The organism is Streptomyces lincolnensis, from assembly GCF_001685355.1.
Taxonomy (GTDB): Bacteria; Actinomycetota; Actinomycetes; order Streptomycetales; family Streptomycetaceae; genus Streptomyces; species Streptomyces lincolnensis.
The window spans coordinates 4,157,228-4,171,202 of the sequence record NZ_CP016438.1; the positions used below are offsets into that span (position 1 = coordinate 4,157,228).

Below are 13,975 nucleotides of genomic sequence, written 5' to 3' on the forward strand. Positions count from 1 at the left end.
GAATAGAACTAGTCAAGACGTTCACGCGTCAGCGTCGGTAGGGAACAGATGTTTCGCCGGCCGGGTGAGCGTGGAGGACGGGGACATGGTGAACGGGTACAGCGACAGCGCACAGGACCGGGACGACAGCGACGTGGAGCGGGCCGTCCGCCGGCACGGGGCGGTGCGGGCCGCGGTCGAGCAGGGCCTGCTCGGGCAGGACACCCCGATCGTCGGCCTGCTCGACGTCATCGGCATCCGGGAGTCGGCGGCGCGGCTGCGCGCGGCCTTCGACGAGGTCACCGCGCCGGGCACGCCCGTGCTGCACGCGTTCGCGGTGAAGGCGACCCCGCTGGTGCCGGTGCTGCGGCTACTGCGGGACGAGGGGATCGGCGCGGAGGTGGCGAGTCCGGGCGAGCTGGCGCTGGCCCGGGCGGCGGGGGTGGCGCCCGGCCGGACGGTGCTGGACTCGCCCGCCAAGACGCCCGCCGAACTGCGGGAGGCGCTGGCGCTGGGCATCGCGGTCAACGCCGACAATCCGCAGGAGCTGGACCGCATCGACGCCCTGATGCGGTCCGCGCCCAGCCGCTCGCCGCTCGGGATCCGGGTCAATCCGCAGGTCGGCGGGGGCTCCATCGAGGCGACGTCGACGGCCACGGCGACCTCGAAGTTCGGGGTGGCGCTGCGTGACGCGGGGGCGCGGGAGTGGGTGGTGCGGGCGTACGCCGACCGGCCGTGGCTGTCCCGGCTGCACGCGCACACCGGTTCGCAGGGCATCCCGCTCACCCTGCTGGCCCAGGGCGTCGCGGAGACCTACGCGCTCGCCGAGGAGATCAACCGGCGGATCGGGCGGCCCCAGATCGACACGATCGACATCGGCGGCGGGCTGCCGGTGAACTTCGCCTCGGACGCGACGGCACCGACGTACGCGGACTACGCGCGGGCGCTCAGGGAGGCGGTGCCGGGGCTGTTCGACGGGCGGTACGGGCTGGTCACCGAGTTCGGGCGGTCGCTGCTGGCCAAGCACGGCACGGTGGTGGCCCGCGTCGAGTACGCCAAGAGCGCGGGCGGGCGGCCGGTCGCGGTGACCCACGCGGGCGTGCAGGTGGCGACCCGGACGGTGTACGCGCCGGGCGCGTGGCCGCTGAGGATCGCCGCCTACGACGGCAAGGGGCGGCCGAAGGAGGGGCCCGAGGTGATCCAGGACGTGGCCGGTCCGGCCTGCTTCGCGGGCGACCTGCTGGCCCGGGAGCGAGCGTTGCCGCTGCTCCAGCAGGGCGACTACGCGGCGGCGCTGGACACGGGGGCGTACTACTTCGCGCACCACTACGCCTACAACTCCCTGGCCCGGCCCGGGATCTACGGCTTCGCGCCGGACGGGAACGGCGGTGTCGTCTTCGCGACCGTGCGGGAGGAGCAGACGGTCCAGGAGATCGTGGCCGAATCGGGAGGGGCGCACGCCGGGGCACTCACGCCCCTTCGCGCACCCGGGCGCGACTGACGTGCGCCGGTGGCCCTGCTGATCGAATGACCGGGCTGATCAACTGGCCGGACAATCAGGCCAGTTGACCCACCTTAGTCTTCCGCAGCATGTTCCACCGGAAAATGCCAGAACCCTCACCCCTCCCGCACACGGTGCGTAGCTTCGTCGTCACTCAGCCGAAGCCCAGGCGGGAGGGGAGCCACGGTGCCCGGAATCGACACCGGAATCGACGAGTGTCTGCTGGAGGTCATGCGACTGCCCGGTGCCCGAGGCGCCGCGCTGGTCGACTGGACCAGCGGGCTGGCCCTGGGCACCGTCGGGGAATCCCCGGGCGGCGATCAGGAGGCGGCCGCGGTGGAGGCCGCCGAGCTGGCCCGGCTCGCCGCCGAGCAGCACGTCTTCGCGCCCGACCCCGGCGGCGGCACCCCCGACGGGGACGATCCGCCGGTCGAGGACCTGATCATCAGCAACCGGGACAGCTACCACCTGCTGCGGTTCGTGGGTACGTCCTTCGACAGCAGCGTGTGCCTGCATCTGTGGCTGGCCCGCGCGGACGGCAATCTCGCGCTGGCCCGCATCCGGCTCGGCGAGATGGCCGGACGGCTGGTGCTGGGATGACGACCGTCAGAACCACTCCCGCCGCCCCTCCGCCCCGGCTGCCCGTGCGGGACAAGGCCTCTGCCCGGGACCGGGGCTGGGGCGGCGGCTCGCCGATGCTGAGCCGGCTCGCCGCCGAGCGGGCCACCGGCGTCCTCGTCCGCGAACGCGGCACGCTGCGGCTCTCCCGGGGCCGGGTGGTCGACGCCGAGAGCCCGGCGGCGCCCGGCCTGGACGTCCTGCTCAGCGCGCGGGGCACGCTCGACGGCGAGGCCTGGCGGCGGGCGGTGTCCGAGACCGGGGACCACCATCACGCGGGCCACCGTCTGGTCGAGTGCGGGCTCCTCGCGCCGGGCGCGCTGGAGCTGTGCCGGCTGGTCGCGCTGTACGACGCCGCGTACTTCGCCCTCGGCCCCAGCGGCGTCCCGGGCCGCTTCCGGTACGCCGCCGAGGACGGGCCCGGCTGCGGCTGCCCGGTACCGGTGGCCGCCCTGGAGCGGGAGACCCTGCGCCGCCGTGATCTGCTGCACCGCATCTGGCCCGACCCGGCCACCGACGAGCGGCCCCTGACCCGGGCGCACCGGGCCGTACCCCCGCCGGCCACCGGCCGCCAGCGCGCGGTCCTGGCCGAGCTGGACGACGTCCGTACGGCGGCGGACATCGCGCGGGAGCTGGGCCGCCCGGCGTTCCACACCCTGGTGGACCTGCGGCGGCTGGCGGCGGCCGGAGTCGTCGCGACCCGCGAGCCCGCCCCCGCCGAGGCTCCCGACCCGTTCGAAGGGATCCCGGCCGATGCCACCGATCCCCACATCACGTTCGATCCCCACATCACGTTGCTGAAGAGGCTCAGGGATGCGCTGGAGGCCCTTTGACCGACAGCGGACCCGCGCCGAGAGGAGAGACCTGATGGCAGCGGAGGCCGACATACGGGAGGAGTTGCGGCGGCTCAGAGCGCGGGTGCCCCAGCTGACCGGCGCCCTCGCGGCCGGGCCCGACGGACTCGTCCTCGCCCGGGACACCCCCGGCGTCGACCCGGCGGCGGTCGCCGAACTCACCGCGGCGGCCCACGGCCTCGCCGGGAAGCTGGCGGACGCGGCCGGCCAGGGCGAGGTCCGCGAACTGCTCGTCCGCGGTGTCCACGGCTATGTGGCGGCGTACACGGCGGGCCGTGCCGCCCTGCTGACGCTGCTCGCCGAGGACGGCGTGAGCGTGGGGCGGCTGCATCTGGAGGGCCGCCGGGCCGCCGCCCGGATCGGGGAACTCCTCGACACCGCGCCGCCCGTCCCGGCCGAGCCGGCGCCGAAGCCCGCCGCGAAGCCCGCCGCCACCCGGGCCAGAACACCCCGTACGGCCAGGCCCAAGCCCGTCACCCCACGGACCGCCGCCGCCCGTACCGCGACCCCCACGACCCCCGAGACGCCCGCCGCTCCGACGGCGGGGCGTACCACCGAAAGTTGAGAGGAACCGAGGAATCGTCATGGCCAACACCGAAACCTGTCTGAAAGAGGCACTCGCCTCCATCGAGGGCTCCACCGGCGTCGCGCTCGTCGACTACACCACCGGCATGGCGCTGGGCACGATGGGCGGCAGCAAGAGCTTCGACCTCAATGTCGCCGCCGCCGGCAACACCGACGTGGTCCGCGCCAAGATGCGCACCATGGAGCACCTCGGCCTCAAGGGCCAGATCGAGGACATCCTGATCACGCTGTCCGACCAGTACCACCTGATCCGGCTGATCAGTGGCCGCGGCGGCAACGGTCTCTTCCTCTACCTGGTCCTGGACGCCAAGCGGTCCAACCTCGCGATGGCCCGCCACCAGTTGCGGAAGATCGAGGAGGACCTCGAAGTCTGAGCGGTCCGCGTCCGAGCGGTCCGCTACACCAGGGCCGCGGTGCGGCGGCGCGCTCCGCCCGGGGCCGCGTCGCCCGCCGCGATGCCCGTGCTGCGGTAGCCCCTGACCGCCTTGCCGGCCGGTCGGCCGCCGCCCGCGGCGAGCCAGTCGACCCGCACCCACAGCAGCGCGTCCCCGGCCTGCTCCCGCCGCCCGAGCCAGGCGGCCTTCAGCCGGAGCCCCGTCCCGCACCCGGCGAGCAGCATGCCGCCCGCCGCGGGCACGGCGAACGCGCTGCCCAGCGCGGCCAGGAAGGCGAGCAGCAGCCACCAGCGGTGTCCGCGGCGCCAGGTGCGCACGCTCACCGCCCGGTCCTGGAGGATGTCGTGCTTGCCGGCCCGGACGGCCGAGCCGGCCAGCGCGGCATACCTCCTGCGACGGCCGTACGCCACGACCGCCGCCCCGATGATGAACAGGGCCGCTCCGGCCATCACGCCGATCCGGCGGCCGGTCAGTCCCGGTACCAGGACGCCGATGCCCGCCGCGAACACCCCGAGCCACCACATCGGTGCGGCTCCGGCCCGTACGACGACCGCCACCCGAGCCAGTCCCTGAGCTCCCTCGCGTGCCACGTTCCGCCTCCTCGTCGCCTCGGCACAGCCGTTCTCGGCCGCACAGATTAGCGAGTGAACGTGAGACGAGTCTGAGAGCGCCACGCGAGCACCCGCAGCGGCCCTGCCACTCCACGCGGCCCGGTCACTCCACGAACAGCCCCCGGGCCGCCGCCCGCGCGTCGAACTCCTCAAGGCGTGCCTGTGCGTCGGGCAGGTCGTCGCACATCGCCTCCAGCAGGACCCGGCCGAGCAGCATCGGCGCGCAGGCCGTGTCGAAGGCGAGCCCGGTGCCGACGGCGGCCGGCAGCAGCAGGTCGGAGACCTTGGCGACCGGCGCGAAGGCGGAGTCGGCGACCGTGACGACCGTCAGGCCCGCCTCCTTGGCGTAGGCCAGGGTGTCCACGACCTCGCGCGGGTGCCGGGGCAGCGCGAAGCACAGCAGTGTCGAGGCGCCCGCCCGGACGGCGGCGTCGATCCGGTCGTGGATCATCGTGCCGCCCTCGTGCAGCAGCCGTACGTCGGGATGGACCTTGGCGGCGAAGTACGCGAAGCCGTACGCCTGGGAGGCCGCGGCCCGCAGTCCGAGGACGGGCAGGGGCCGCGAGGCCGCGAGCAGCCGGCCCGCCCGCTGCACGGGCCGCGGGTCGGCCAGCACCTGGGCCAGATGCCTGAGGTTCTCGATCTCCGCCTCGACGGCCTGCTGGTACTCGTTGTACGACGCCGTGGGCGCCGCCGGTTCGCCGGGCGCGACCTCGCGCAGGTGCTTGCGCAGGGCGGGGTAGCCGTCGAAGCCGAGGGCGACCGCGAAGCGGGTGACGGAGGGCTGGCTGACCCCGGCGAGTTCGGCCAGCTCGACGCTGGACAGGAACGGCACGTCGGCGGCCCGCCGCACCATGCTGTGCGCGATGCGCCGCTGGGTGGGCGTCAGCCGGTGCCCCTCGAACAGCGCCTGCAACCGTGCGGCGGGAGTGTCCGTCACACCCATGTCGCTCATGCCCCGCTCCCCCTCCAGATGTCCGTGAACCGGTCGAGCAGTGCGGCCGCCGTCGTCACGTCGTGCGTGAGCGGCCGGTCGGCCGGGTCCTCGTCGAGCACCGCCTCGGCGAGCTCCAGCGCGCGGCCCACCGGAAGGTCCGGGTCGGCCCGGAGGCCGCGCTGGCGCAGCGCCCGTACGGCGGCGACCAGTTCGCAGCCGACGACGAGACGGTACGCGCCGCACGCGCGCAGTGTCTGACGTGCGGCGAGCGAGGCGAAGCTGGCCTGTTCCTCGACGCCTCGGGAGAGTACAGCGTGCCCGAGCGAGGCGGGTGCCGAGAAGGCCCGCAGATCGCCGAGGGCGGCCCCGGCGGCGTACTCCAGGATCATCACGCCGGAGGAGGCGGGCTCGGCGTCGGCGAGGAAGGGCTTCAGGCGGGTGAAGGCGGGCTCGTTGAGGGTGGACAGGCGGGAGGTGGACAGCCGCGCCACCTGGGTCAGGGCCAGCCTGAAGTGGTCCAGGGACAGGGCGAGTTGGGCCTGGTAGAAGCCGCCGTGGTGGTAGGCGGCCATGTCCTCGGGCGAGATGAGCGGGTTCTCGGCGGCGGCGTTGATCTCGACGGCGAGGACCTCCTCCAGGGCGTCGGCCGCGTCCTGCGCCGGGCCGTGGATCTGGGGCAGGCAGCGGAAGCCGTAGGGGTCCTGGATCCGACCCAGTGGCGGGGTGGGCCGGTCCTCGGCGCCGACCAGCTCCCGCATCCGGCGGGCCACTTCGCCGGATCCGCGGTGCGGTCGGGCGGCGTGCACGGGAGCGGCGTACGCCTCGTGCGAGCCGTCGACGGCGAGCAGGGAGAGGGCGGCGACGACCTGGGTGGCCTCCACCAGAGCGCGCAGTTCGTGCAGGGCGAGGGCGGCCTGGCCGAGGGTGAGGGCGTTGCTGCTGATGAAGGCGAGGGCGTCGTTGTTGTCGACGGGCTGGGCCTCGGGGGCTCCCGGCCCTCGCCAGGGGTGCTCCCCCGCGAGCGCCAGCCCCACCTGTGCCAGTGCCGCGATGTCGCCGGTGCCCACCGACCCGAACTCGTTGACGACCGGGTAGGCGCCGTTCTCCAGCGCCTCGCACAGCGCCGTCACCACCGTCGGCCGGAGCCCCGCCCCGCCCGCGAGCAGCTGGTTGGCCCGCACGGCGAGCATCGCGCGCACCTGCCGGGCGGGCAGTTCCTCGCCGATGGCGCCGGCATGACTGCGCAGCAGCCGCAGCCCGTGCTCGGCGGCCGCCTCGGTGGGCACGTCCTCGTTCCGGTTGGCGCCGACGCCGGTGGAACGGCCGTAGACGCGTCCGGTCGCGGCGATCTGCCGGGCGGCGTCCCAGGACTGGGTCACCCGCTTCATCCCGTCGGTCGCGGGCACCGGCCGCGCGGTCCCGTCGGCGAGGCGGACGACGTCCTCGACGCCCAGCCCGATCCCGTCGAGGACCACCAGGCCGGTGTGCACAGGACTCGGCGTGTCCACGATCCGAGACGACATCAAGCCCAAACTCCCCTCAATCGGGACAACCGGTCTTGCTCTCCGGTCATTCGTTACCTCGGATTAACGTCGAGGCGTTGACAACCTATTCACACACCGAGAACTCTGCATGACGTTATACAGCCGGGCAAGGGACATCTCATGATCCAGTTCGACGCGGTCCACAAACGCTTCCCCAACGGCACGACAGCCGTCCACGACCTTTCCCTGCGCATGCCGGAAGGCGGCGTGACCGTCCTCGTCGGATCCTCCGGTTGCGGCAAGACGACCACCCTCAGGATGATCAACCGGATGGTCGAGCCGACCTCCGGCACCATCAGGGTCGGCGGCAAGGACGTCACCGAGCAGGACGCCGCGGAACTGCGCCGTTCCATCGGATACGTCATCCAGCAGGCGGGCCTCTTCCCGCACCGCACGGTCCTCGACAACATCGCCACCGTGCCGCTGCTCCTCGGCCACGGCCGCCGCAGGGCACGGGCCCGGGCGGCGGAGCTGCTGGAGACCGTCGGCCTCACCGCCGAGGCCGGCAAGCGGTACCCGCACCAGCTCTCCGGCGGCCAGCAGCAGCGCGTCGGCGTCGCCCGCGCACTCGCCGCCGACCCGCCCGTCCTGCTCATGGACGAACCGTTCGGCGCGGTCGACCCGGTCGTGCGCACCCAGCTCCAGGACGAACTGCTGCGACTCCAGAAGGAGTTGAACAAGACCATCGTCTTCGTCACGCACGACATCGACGAGGCGGTCCGGCTCGGCGACCGCATCGCGATCTTCCGCACCGGCGGCCACCTCGTCCAGTGCGCCCCGCCCACCGAGCTGCTGGCCCGGCCGGCCGACGACTTCGTGGCCGACTTCCTCGGCGCCGAGCGCGGCCTGAAGCTGCTCTCGCTGAAGACCCTCGCCGAGGTCCCGCAGGGCCCGGCCCCGGAAGGCGGCGCCTGGACCCTCGTACTCGACTCGCGGCGCAGGCCCCTGCACTGGGCGCCGAAGAACACGCCGGACGCCGAGATCCCCGTACGACCGCTCAAGGACGACGACTCCCTGCTCGCGGCCCTCGACGAGTCCGTCGCCTCCCCCACCGGTCTGGTCGCCCGGGTCGACGCCGACGGCGTTCTCACCGGCGTCTCCTCGCGCGACGACATCCACGAGCACGCGGGCCGGGCGCACACGGAAGCCCGGGTGGCCGCATGACCATCGACTGGTCGTGGATATCCGGCCACACCGACGACCTCACCACCCTCACGCTCTCCCACCTCCAGGCCGCCCTGACCGCGGTCCTCCTCGGCCTGATGATCTCGCTGCCGCTCGCGGTGCTCGCCCACCGGGTCCGGCCCCTGCGCGGGTTCCTGCTCGGCCTGTCGAACGTCCTGTTCACGATCCCGTCGATCGCGGTCTTCGTGCTCCTGCTGCCGGTCAGCGGACTCACCCGCACCACGACCGTGATCGGCCTGACGATCTACACCCTGGTCGTCCTGCTCCGGAACACCGTCGAGGGCCTCGACTCGGTCCCCGCGCGGACCAAGGAGGCGGCCAGGGCGATGGGCACCCGCCCCCTGCGCACCCTGCTCACCGTCGAGTTCCCGCTCGCGCTCCCCGTGATCATGGCGGGCGTCCGCATCGCGACGGTCATGTCGATCTCCCTCGTCTCCGTCGCCACCTACATCGGCGACGGCGGCCTCGGCCAGCTCTTCACCGACGGCTTCCAGCGCAACTTCCCCACCCCCGTGATCGTCGGCGTGGTCCTCACGCTGCTGCTCGCCGTGGTGGCGGACGCGCTGCTCGTCGCCCTCCAGTACGTCCTGACGCCGTGGAAGCGGAGGCGAGCCTGAGATGTACGAGCTCCTCAAGAACCTCGGCATCTGGCTGACCAGCGGCTCCGAGTGGGCCGGATCCGACGGCATCGCCCACCGCCTCGCCGAGCACCTCCAGTACTCGCTGCTCGCCACCCTCATCGCGACCGCGATCGGCCTCCCCCTCGGCCTGCTGATCGGCCACACCGGCAGGGGCGCCTTCCTCGCGATCAACCTGGCGTCCTTCGGCCGCGCCCTGCCGACCGTCGGCCTCGTCGTGCTGGTCTTCCTGGCCGGCGGACTGTCCATGCTCCCGGTCTACGTCGCCCTCGTCGCCCTCGCGGTCCCCGCGATCGTCACCAACACCTACGCCGGGATGACGGCCGTGGACCCGGACGTCCGCGACGCCGCCCGGGGCCAGGGCATGCGCGGCCACCAGGTCCTGTTCCAGGTCGAGCTGCCCCTCGCCCTCCCCCTGATCATGACGGGTCTGCGCCTGGCGCTGATCCAGGTCGTCGCCACGGCGACCATCGCGGCCTACGTCTCCTTCGGCGGCCTCGGCCGCTACGTCTTCGACGGCCTCGCCCAGCGCGATCTCGTCCAGGTGCTCGGCGGCGCGGTGCTGGTGGCCGCGGTCGCCGTCGTCCTCGACCTGGGCCTCTCCGGCCTCCAGCGCTTCCTCTTCCGCCACCGCACCGCCTAGGGAACCCGCACATGAACCGACGCACTCTGCTCGGTGGCCTCTTCGCCGTGGCCTCCGTCCCCGCCCTCTCCGCCTGCGCCGGCGGCATCACCTCCCTCGAAGGCCAGGGATCCTCGTCCGGAGGCGGCGGCTCCAGCAAGGACGGAGTCACCATCGGCACCGCCAACTTCACCGAGAACCAGGTACTGGGCTATCTCTACGCCGCCGTACTGGAGAAGGCCGGCGTGAAGACCACCGTCCGCCCCAACCTCGGCACCCGCGAGATCCTCATCCCCGCTCTCAAGGGCGGCGACATCGACCTCCTCCCCGAGTACCAGGGCGCCCTGCTGCACTACCTGGACCCCAAGGCGACGGCGACCGAGGAGGGCGAGATGCAGAACGCCCTCGCCGTCGCGCTCCCGGCCGGCCTCCAGATCCTGCCGTACGGCATGGCCGAGGACTCGGACGCCTTCGTCGTCACCAAGGAGACGGCCGCCCGCTACGGTCTGACCTCCCTCGCCGACCTGAAGAAGCAGAACGGCAAGCTGGTCATCGGCGCCGCGCCCGAGGTGAAGAAGCGTCAGGTCGGCGTGGTCGGCCTCAAGGACGTCTACGGCGTGGAGTTCAAGGAGTTCAAGTCCCTCGACTCCTCGGGCCCGCTGGTCAAGGGCGCCCTGAAGAAGGGCGACGTCGACGTGGCGAACCTCTTCACCACCGACACCGACATCCAGGCCAACGACTGGGTCGTCCTGACCGACCCGAAGAACCTCATCCCCGGCCAGCACGTCGTCCCCCTCATAGCCGACCGCAAGGCCGACTCCACCGTCCGCAAGGCCCTCGCCCGCCTCGGCAACGTCCTCACCACGGCCCAGCTCACCGAGCTCAACCGCCAGGTCGACAAGGACAAGAAGGACCCGGAGGACGTGGCGAACGCGTACGCGAAACAACACGGCCTGGCGTGAACGGCTCCTGACACGGCCACACGGCCACGTGACCGCCCGGAACACGGGGGCTATCCCCAGTGCCGCCGGCGGCGTGGCTGCCTACCGTGGGGCCCATGAGCGGAATGGACGCGCGGGACACCGAGCTGAAGAAGGAACTCGACGCCACCTTGCAGGCACGCAGGGAGCTGGGCGAGGAGTACGAGTCCGCGCTGGTCGACTCCTTCCTGGAGAAGGTCGACCAGCGTATCGACGGCGCCGTGGAGCGCCGGATGCGGCGGCACACGGCCGAGCAGCAGATGGTGGCGGCCCGGGGCTCGCGGTCGCCGCAGCCCACCGATTCCTGGGGTGACCGCTTCGGCTTCGGGATCGTCTCGCTGGTGCTGGCGATCCCGCTGTCCGCGATCGGCGGCGGTGTGGCCGACCTGCCGGGCCTCCTCGCCGCCTGGGCGGGCATCGTCGGCGTGAACGCCTTCCAGGCGGTCCGCACCAACCCGGGGCTCTTCCGCGGACGCGACAGCCGTAAGTCCTCCCAGGACAGTGACTGGGAGGAATGAGCCGAGCCGTAGAAAGCCGGGGAGCTTTCGCGGGGACCGCCGCACCCCCGTGTGACGGAGGGCGGGACGACGGCGGTCCCCGCGAGGGACGCGGGCCGGGTCAGGGCCAGGCTTGCGCGTCCAAGGCGTCTGTGGAGGTCCGGGAGCCGCTCCGGAGGTCCGTGACGCCGTTCTGTTGCCGCCGGGGCGGGGAGCCGCTCCCGCCCTGCCGACACCCACTAATGTGCCGGACCCGTGTTAAGCGGGTGCTGCGTGGACGTGACGCGCTCGTACCACTTCTGCGAAGTCGACGATTTCGGTAGGTAATCGCAAGTCCGCCGCGTACACCGGCCGTTCACCGGAGGTTTCCCGGCGAACCTGGGAGCCGGGCAGGAAATCGCCACCCGCCCGGCCACGGGGGCTACTTGGTGCCCGTGGCGCCCTTGGCGAGGAAGGCGAGCAGGTCCTGCCGGCTGATGACGCCGGTGGGCTTGCCCTCGACGAGGACGATCGCCGCGTCGGCCGCACCCAGCACCGACATCAGGTCGCCGACCGGCTCACCGGAGCCGACCTGGGGCAGTGGCGGCGACATGTGCTTCTCCAGAGGGTCCTCCAGCGAGGCCTGCTGGGCGAACAGCGCGTTGAGCAGCTCGCGCTCCACGACCGACCCGACGACCTCGGCCGCCATCACGTCCGGGTGACCGGCGCCCGGCTTGACGATCGGCATCTGCGAGACGCCGTACTCGCGCAGCACCTCGATGGCCTCGCCGACGGTCTCGTCCGGGTGCATGTGCACGAGGGACGGGATGGCGCCGTGCACCTTGTCGTTGAGGACGTCAGCGACGCGGGCGCTGGGACCCTCGTCCTCCAGGAAGCCGTAGTCGGCCATCCACTCGTCGTTGAAGATCTTGCTGAGGTAGCCGCGGCCGCTGTCGGGCAGCAGGACGACCACGACGTCGTCCTCACCCAGCCGCGAGGCGACCTCCAGCGCCGCCACGACGGCCATTCCGCAGGAGCCGCCGACCAGCAGCCCCTCCTCCTTGGCGAGCCGGCGGGTCATCTGGAAGGAGTCCTTGTCGGACACGGCCACGATCTCGTCGGCGACGGTCCGGTCGTAGGCGGTCGGCCAGAAGTCCTCACCGACGCCCTCGACGAGATACGGCCGTCCCGAACCGCCGGAGTACACGGACCCCTCCGGGTCGGCGCCGACGACCTTGACCTTGCCGTCGCTGGCGTCCTTCAGGTAGCGCCCGGTCCCGGAGATGGTGCCGCCGGTGCCCACACCCGTCACGAAGTGGGTGATCCGGCCCTCCGTCTGCTCCCACAGCTCGGGGCCGGTGGAGTGGTAGTGGGAGAGCGGGTTGTTGGGGTTGGAGTACTGGTCGGGCTTCCACGCGCCCGGCGTCTCACGGACGAGCCGGTCGGAGACGTTGTAGTAGGAGTCCGGGTGCTCGGGGTCCACGGCGGTGGGGCAGACGACGACCTCGGCGCCGTAGGCGCGCAGCACGTTGATCTTGTCGGTGCTCACCTTGTCGGGGCACACGAAGATGCACTTGTACCCCTTCTGCTGGGCCACGATCGCGAGCCCCACGCCGGTGTTCCCGCTGGTCGGCTCGACGATGGTGCCGCCCGGCTTCAGCGCGCCGCTGTCCTCGGCCGCCTCGATCATGCGCAGGGCGATGCGGTCCTTCACGCTGCCGCCGGGGTTGAAGTACTCCACCTTGGCCAGGACGGTGGCCCTGATGCCCTTGGTCACGCTGTTGAGCCTCACCAGCGGGGTGTTGCCGACGAGGCTGATCATCGAGTCGTGGAATTGCACCGTTGTCTCCGGATGCTTGCAAAAGAAGTGGTCGTGATTGTTCCGCCAGCCTATGGCCTGTAAGGGGTGCGCGGCGGCCGTTCACTCGCCGTTGAGATTGGGCGACGGTCCGTACGGGGCAAGGAGTGGATGTACGGACTCGAGGAGGTGGCGGCGACGCATGACGAGCATGTCGAGGGCACGGGTGGCCCGGCGGATCGCGGCCGGTGCCGCGTACGGCGGTGGCGGGGTCGGATTGGCGGGCGCGGCGGCCATGGGCCTGCTGCTGGCGGAGGTACGGCTGGCGAGGCGCCAGGTGGGCAACGGCAGCACACCGCACGTCCCCCATTCAGAGGGCCGTTACGGCCATGTCTACGCCGTCCCCGACGAACCTCCCCTGCGCATGGTGATGCTGGGCGACTCCACCGCGGCGGGCCAGGGCGTGCACCGGTCCGGCCAGACGCCGGCCGCGCTGCTGGCGTCGGGACTCGCGGCCGTGGCCGAACGCCCGGTGGAGCTGCGCAACGTCGCCCTGCCCGGGGCCCGCTCCGACGATCTGGACCGCCAGGTCGCCCTGACCCTGGCGGATCCCGCCCGGGTGCCCGACGTCTGCGTGATCATGATCGGCGCGAACGACGTCACCCACCGGATGCCGCCGACCCGCTCGGTGCGGTACCTGTCGGCCGCGGTACGCCGGCTGCGCACCGCCGGTGCGGAGGTCGTCGTCGGCACCTGTCCCGACCTCGGCACGATCGAGCCCGTGCAGCAGCCGCTGCGCTGGCTGGCCCGCCGGGCCTCCCGGCAGCTGGCGGCCGCGCAGACGATCGGCACCGTGGAGCAGGGGGGCCGCACGGTGTCCCTCGGTGATCTGCTGGGCCCGGAGTTCGAGGCCAATCCCCGCGAGCTCTTCGGGCCCGACAACTACCACCCCTCCGCGGAGGGGTACGCGACCGCGGCCATGGCCGTCCTGCCGACGGTCTGCGCCGCGCTGGGGCTGTGGCCGGCGGACGAGGAGCGTCCCGACGTCTCCCGCCGCGAGGGCTTCCTCCCCGTCGCCCGCGCCGCCGCGGAGGCCGCCTCGGAGGCGGGTACGGAGGTCGCCGCCGCGGTGTCCACGGGCCCGAAGGGCCCCTGGGCCCTCCTCAAGCGCCGACGCCGGCGGCGGGTCCAGGAACCGGAGCCGACGGCTGCGACGCCGCAGCCCTGATCTCGCCGCCGGGCTGGAATCACG

At 72.6% G+C, this 13,975-nt stretch carries 15 protein-coding genes; 11 read left to right on the forward strand and 4 right to left on the reverse strand.

Features of this window, described 5'->3' with window-relative positions; translation table 11 throughout:
* Positions 1-85: 85 nt before the first annotated feature.
* The 5 genes from SLINC_RS18325 to SLINC_RS18345 all read left to right on the forward strand — a co-directional run bounded on the left by SLINC_RS18325 (position 86) and on the right by SLINC_RS18345 (position 3,911).
* Positions 86-1,480 carry a type III PLP-dependent enzyme domain-containing protein gene (locus SLINC_RS18325; RefSeq protein ID WP_067445481.1) on the forward strand — a complete coding sequence of 465 codons (1,395 nt, stop codon included), beginning with the start codon at positions 86-88 and terminating at the stop codon, positions 1,478-1,480.
* Positions 1,481-1,711: 231 nt separating this feature from the next.
* Complete coding sequence (locus tag SLINC_RS18330; RefSeq protein WP_067445482.1) at positions 1,712-2,080, forward strand: hypothetical protein; 369 nt, start codon at positions 1,712-1,714, stop codon at positions 2,078-2,080.
* Positions 2,077-2,931 carry a hypothetical protein gene (locus SLINC_RS18335; RefSeq protein WP_067433945.1) on the forward strand — a complete coding sequence of 285 codons (855 nt, stop codon included), beginning with the start codon at positions 2,077-2,079 and terminating at the stop codon, positions 2,929-2,931. Before SLINC_RS18330 ends, SLINC_RS18335 begins: the two co-directional genes overlap by 4 nt.
* A 34-nt stretch (positions 2,932-2,965) precedes the next feature.
* Positions 2,966-3,517 (forward strand): roadblock/LC7 domain-containing protein, encoded by a 552-nt coding sequence (locus SLINC_RS18340; protein ID WP_067433947.1) that lies wholly within the window; start codon positions 2,966-2,968, stop codon positions 3,515-3,517.
* 19 nt (positions 3,518-3,536) lie between these two features.
* A complete protein-coding gene (locus tag SLINC_RS18345; protein WP_067433949.1) occupies positions 3,537-3,911 on the forward strand; it encodes a roadblock/LC7 domain-containing protein in 375 nt (124 codons plus the stop codon).
* A gap of 23 nt (positions 3,912-3,934) precedes the next feature.
* On the opposite strand, the gene SLINC_RS18350 is transcribed toward SLINC_RS18345, so the two are convergent.
* From SLINC_RS18350 to SLINC_RS18360, 3 genes are all read right to left on the reverse strand, one after another.
* Positions 3,935-4,489 carry a hypothetical protein gene (locus SLINC_RS18350; protein WP_067433952.1) on the reverse strand — a complete coding sequence of 185 codons (555 nt, stop codon included), beginning with the start codon at positions 4,487-4,489 and terminating at the stop codon, positions 3,935-3,937.
* Positions 4,490-4,646: 157 nt separating this feature from the next.
* The gene (locus SLINC_RS18355) at positions 4,647-5,498 is read right to left on the reverse strand and encodes a MurR/RpiR family transcriptional regulator (RefSeq protein WP_067433955.1); all 852 of its coding nucleotides are present in this window, start codon (positions 5,496-5,498) and stop codon (positions 4,647-4,649) included.
* Positions 5,495-7,003, reverse strand: coding sequence for an aromatic amino acid ammonia-lyase (locus SLINC_RS18360; RefSeq protein WP_107406629.1), 1,509 nt, complete (start codon positions 7,001-7,003; stop codon positions 5,495-5,497). Before SLINC_RS18360 ends, SLINC_RS18355 begins: the two co-directional genes overlap by 4 nt.
* Before the next feature lie 141 nt (positions 7,004-7,144).
* Here SLINC_RS18360 and SLINC_RS18365 point away from each other — a divergent pair, with 141 nt between their 5' ends.
* The 5 genes from SLINC_RS18365 to SLINC_RS18385 all read left to right on the forward strand — a co-directional run bounded on the left by SLINC_RS18365 (position 7,145) and on the right by SLINC_RS18385 (position 10,967).
* Positions 7,145-8,188, forward strand: a complete 1,044-nt coding sequence (locus tag SLINC_RS18365) for an ABC transporter ATP-binding protein (RefSeq protein WP_067433958.1) — start codon at positions 7,145-7,147, stop codon at positions 8,186-8,188.
* Positions 8,185-8,826, forward strand: a complete 642-nt coding sequence (locus tag SLINC_RS18370; RefSeq protein ID WP_067433960.1) for an ABC transporter permease — start codon at positions 8,185-8,187, stop codon at positions 8,824-8,826. The genes SLINC_RS18365 and SLINC_RS18370 overlap by 4 nt, the downstream gene beginning before the upstream one ends.
* A 1-nt stretch (position 8,827) precedes the next feature.
* A complete protein-coding gene (locus SLINC_RS18375; RefSeq protein ID WP_067433963.1) occupies positions 8,828-9,490 on the forward strand; it encodes an ABC transporter permease in 663 nt (220 codons plus the stop codon).
* Between the two features lie 11 nt (positions 9,491-9,501).
* A complete protein-coding gene (locus tag SLINC_RS18380; RefSeq protein ID WP_067433966.1) occupies positions 9,502-10,431 on the forward strand; it encodes an ABC transporter substrate-binding protein in 930 nt (309 codons plus the stop codon).
* Positions 10,432-10,535: 104 nt separating this feature from the next.
* Positions 10,536-10,967, forward strand: coding sequence for a hypothetical protein (locus SLINC_RS18385; protein ID WP_067433969.1), 432 nt, complete (start codon positions 10,536-10,538; stop codon positions 10,965-10,967).
* A gap of 400 nt (positions 10,968-11,367) precedes the next feature.
* Here the strand turns inward: SLINC_RS18385 and SLINC_RS18390 are convergent, their stop codons facing one another.
* Complete coding sequence (locus SLINC_RS18390; protein WP_067433971.1) at positions 11,368-12,765, reverse strand: cystathionine beta-synthase; 1,398 nt, start codon at positions 12,763-12,765, stop codon at positions 11,368-11,370.
* Between the two features lie 160 nt (positions 12,766-12,925).
* On the opposite strand from SLINC_RS18390, the gene SLINC_RS18395 reads away from it, so the two are divergent.
* The gene (locus SLINC_RS18395; protein WP_067433974.1) at positions 12,926-13,951 is read left to right on the forward strand and encodes an SGNH/GDSL hydrolase family protein; all 1,026 of its coding nucleotides are present in this window, start codon (positions 12,926-12,928) and stop codon (positions 13,949-13,951) included.
* The last annotated feature ends 24 nt before the right edge of the window (positions 13,952-13,975 follow it).

Excerpts from the sequence above, each read along its gene's own strand:
- SLINC_RS18325 (WP_067445481.1), top strand. The coding sequence starts at position 86 with ATGGTGAACGGGTACAGCGACAGCGCACAGGACCGGGACGACAGCGAC.
- SLINC_RS18330 (WP_067445482.1), top strand. The coding sequence starts at position 1,712 with ATGCGACTGCCCGGTGCCCGAGGCGCCGCGCTGGTCGACTGGACCAGC.
- SLINC_RS18335 (WP_067433945.1), top strand. The coding sequence starts at position 2,077 with ATGACGACCGTCAGAACCACTCCCGCCGCCCCTCCGCCCCGGCTGCCC.
- SLINC_RS18340 (WP_067433947.1), top strand. The coding sequence starts at position 2,966 with ATGGCAGCGGAGGCCGACATACGGGAGGAGTTGCGGCGGCTCAGAGCG.
- SLINC_RS18345 (WP_067433949.1), top strand. The coding sequence starts at position 3,537 with ATGGCCAACACCGAAACCTGTCTGAAAGAGGCACTCGCCTCCATCGAG.
- SLINC_RS18355 (WP_067433955.1), bottom strand. The coding sequence starts at position 5,498 with ATGAGCGACATGGGTGTGACGGACACTCCCGCCGCACGGTTGCAGGCG.
- SLINC_RS18360 (WP_107406629.1), bottom strand. The coding sequence starts at position 7,003 with ATGTCGTCTCGGATCGTGGACACGCCGAGTCCTGTGCACACCGGCCTG.
- SLINC_RS18365 (WP_067433958.1), top strand. The coding sequence starts at position 7,145 with ATGATCCAGTTCGACGCGGTCCACAAACGCTTCCCCAACGGCACGACA.
- SLINC_RS18370 (WP_067433960.1), top strand. The coding sequence starts at position 8,185 with ATGACCATCGACTGGTCGTGGATATCCGGCCACACCGACGACCTCACC.
- SLINC_RS18375 (WP_067433963.1), top strand. The coding sequence starts at position 8,828 with ATGTACGAGCTCCTCAAGAACCTCGGCATCTGGCTGACCAGCGGCTCC.
- SLINC_RS18380 (WP_067433966.1), top strand. The coding sequence starts at position 9,502 with ATGAACCGACGCACTCTGCTCGGTGGCCTCTTCGCCGTGGCCTCCGTC.
- SLINC_RS18385 (WP_067433969.1), top strand. The coding sequence starts at position 10,536 with ATGGACGCGCGGGACACCGAGCTGAAGAAGGAACTCGACGCCACCTTG.
- SLINC_RS18395 (WP_067433974.1), top strand. The coding sequence starts at position 12,926 with ATGACGAGCATGTCGAGGGCACGGGTGGCCCGGCGGATCGCGGCCGGT.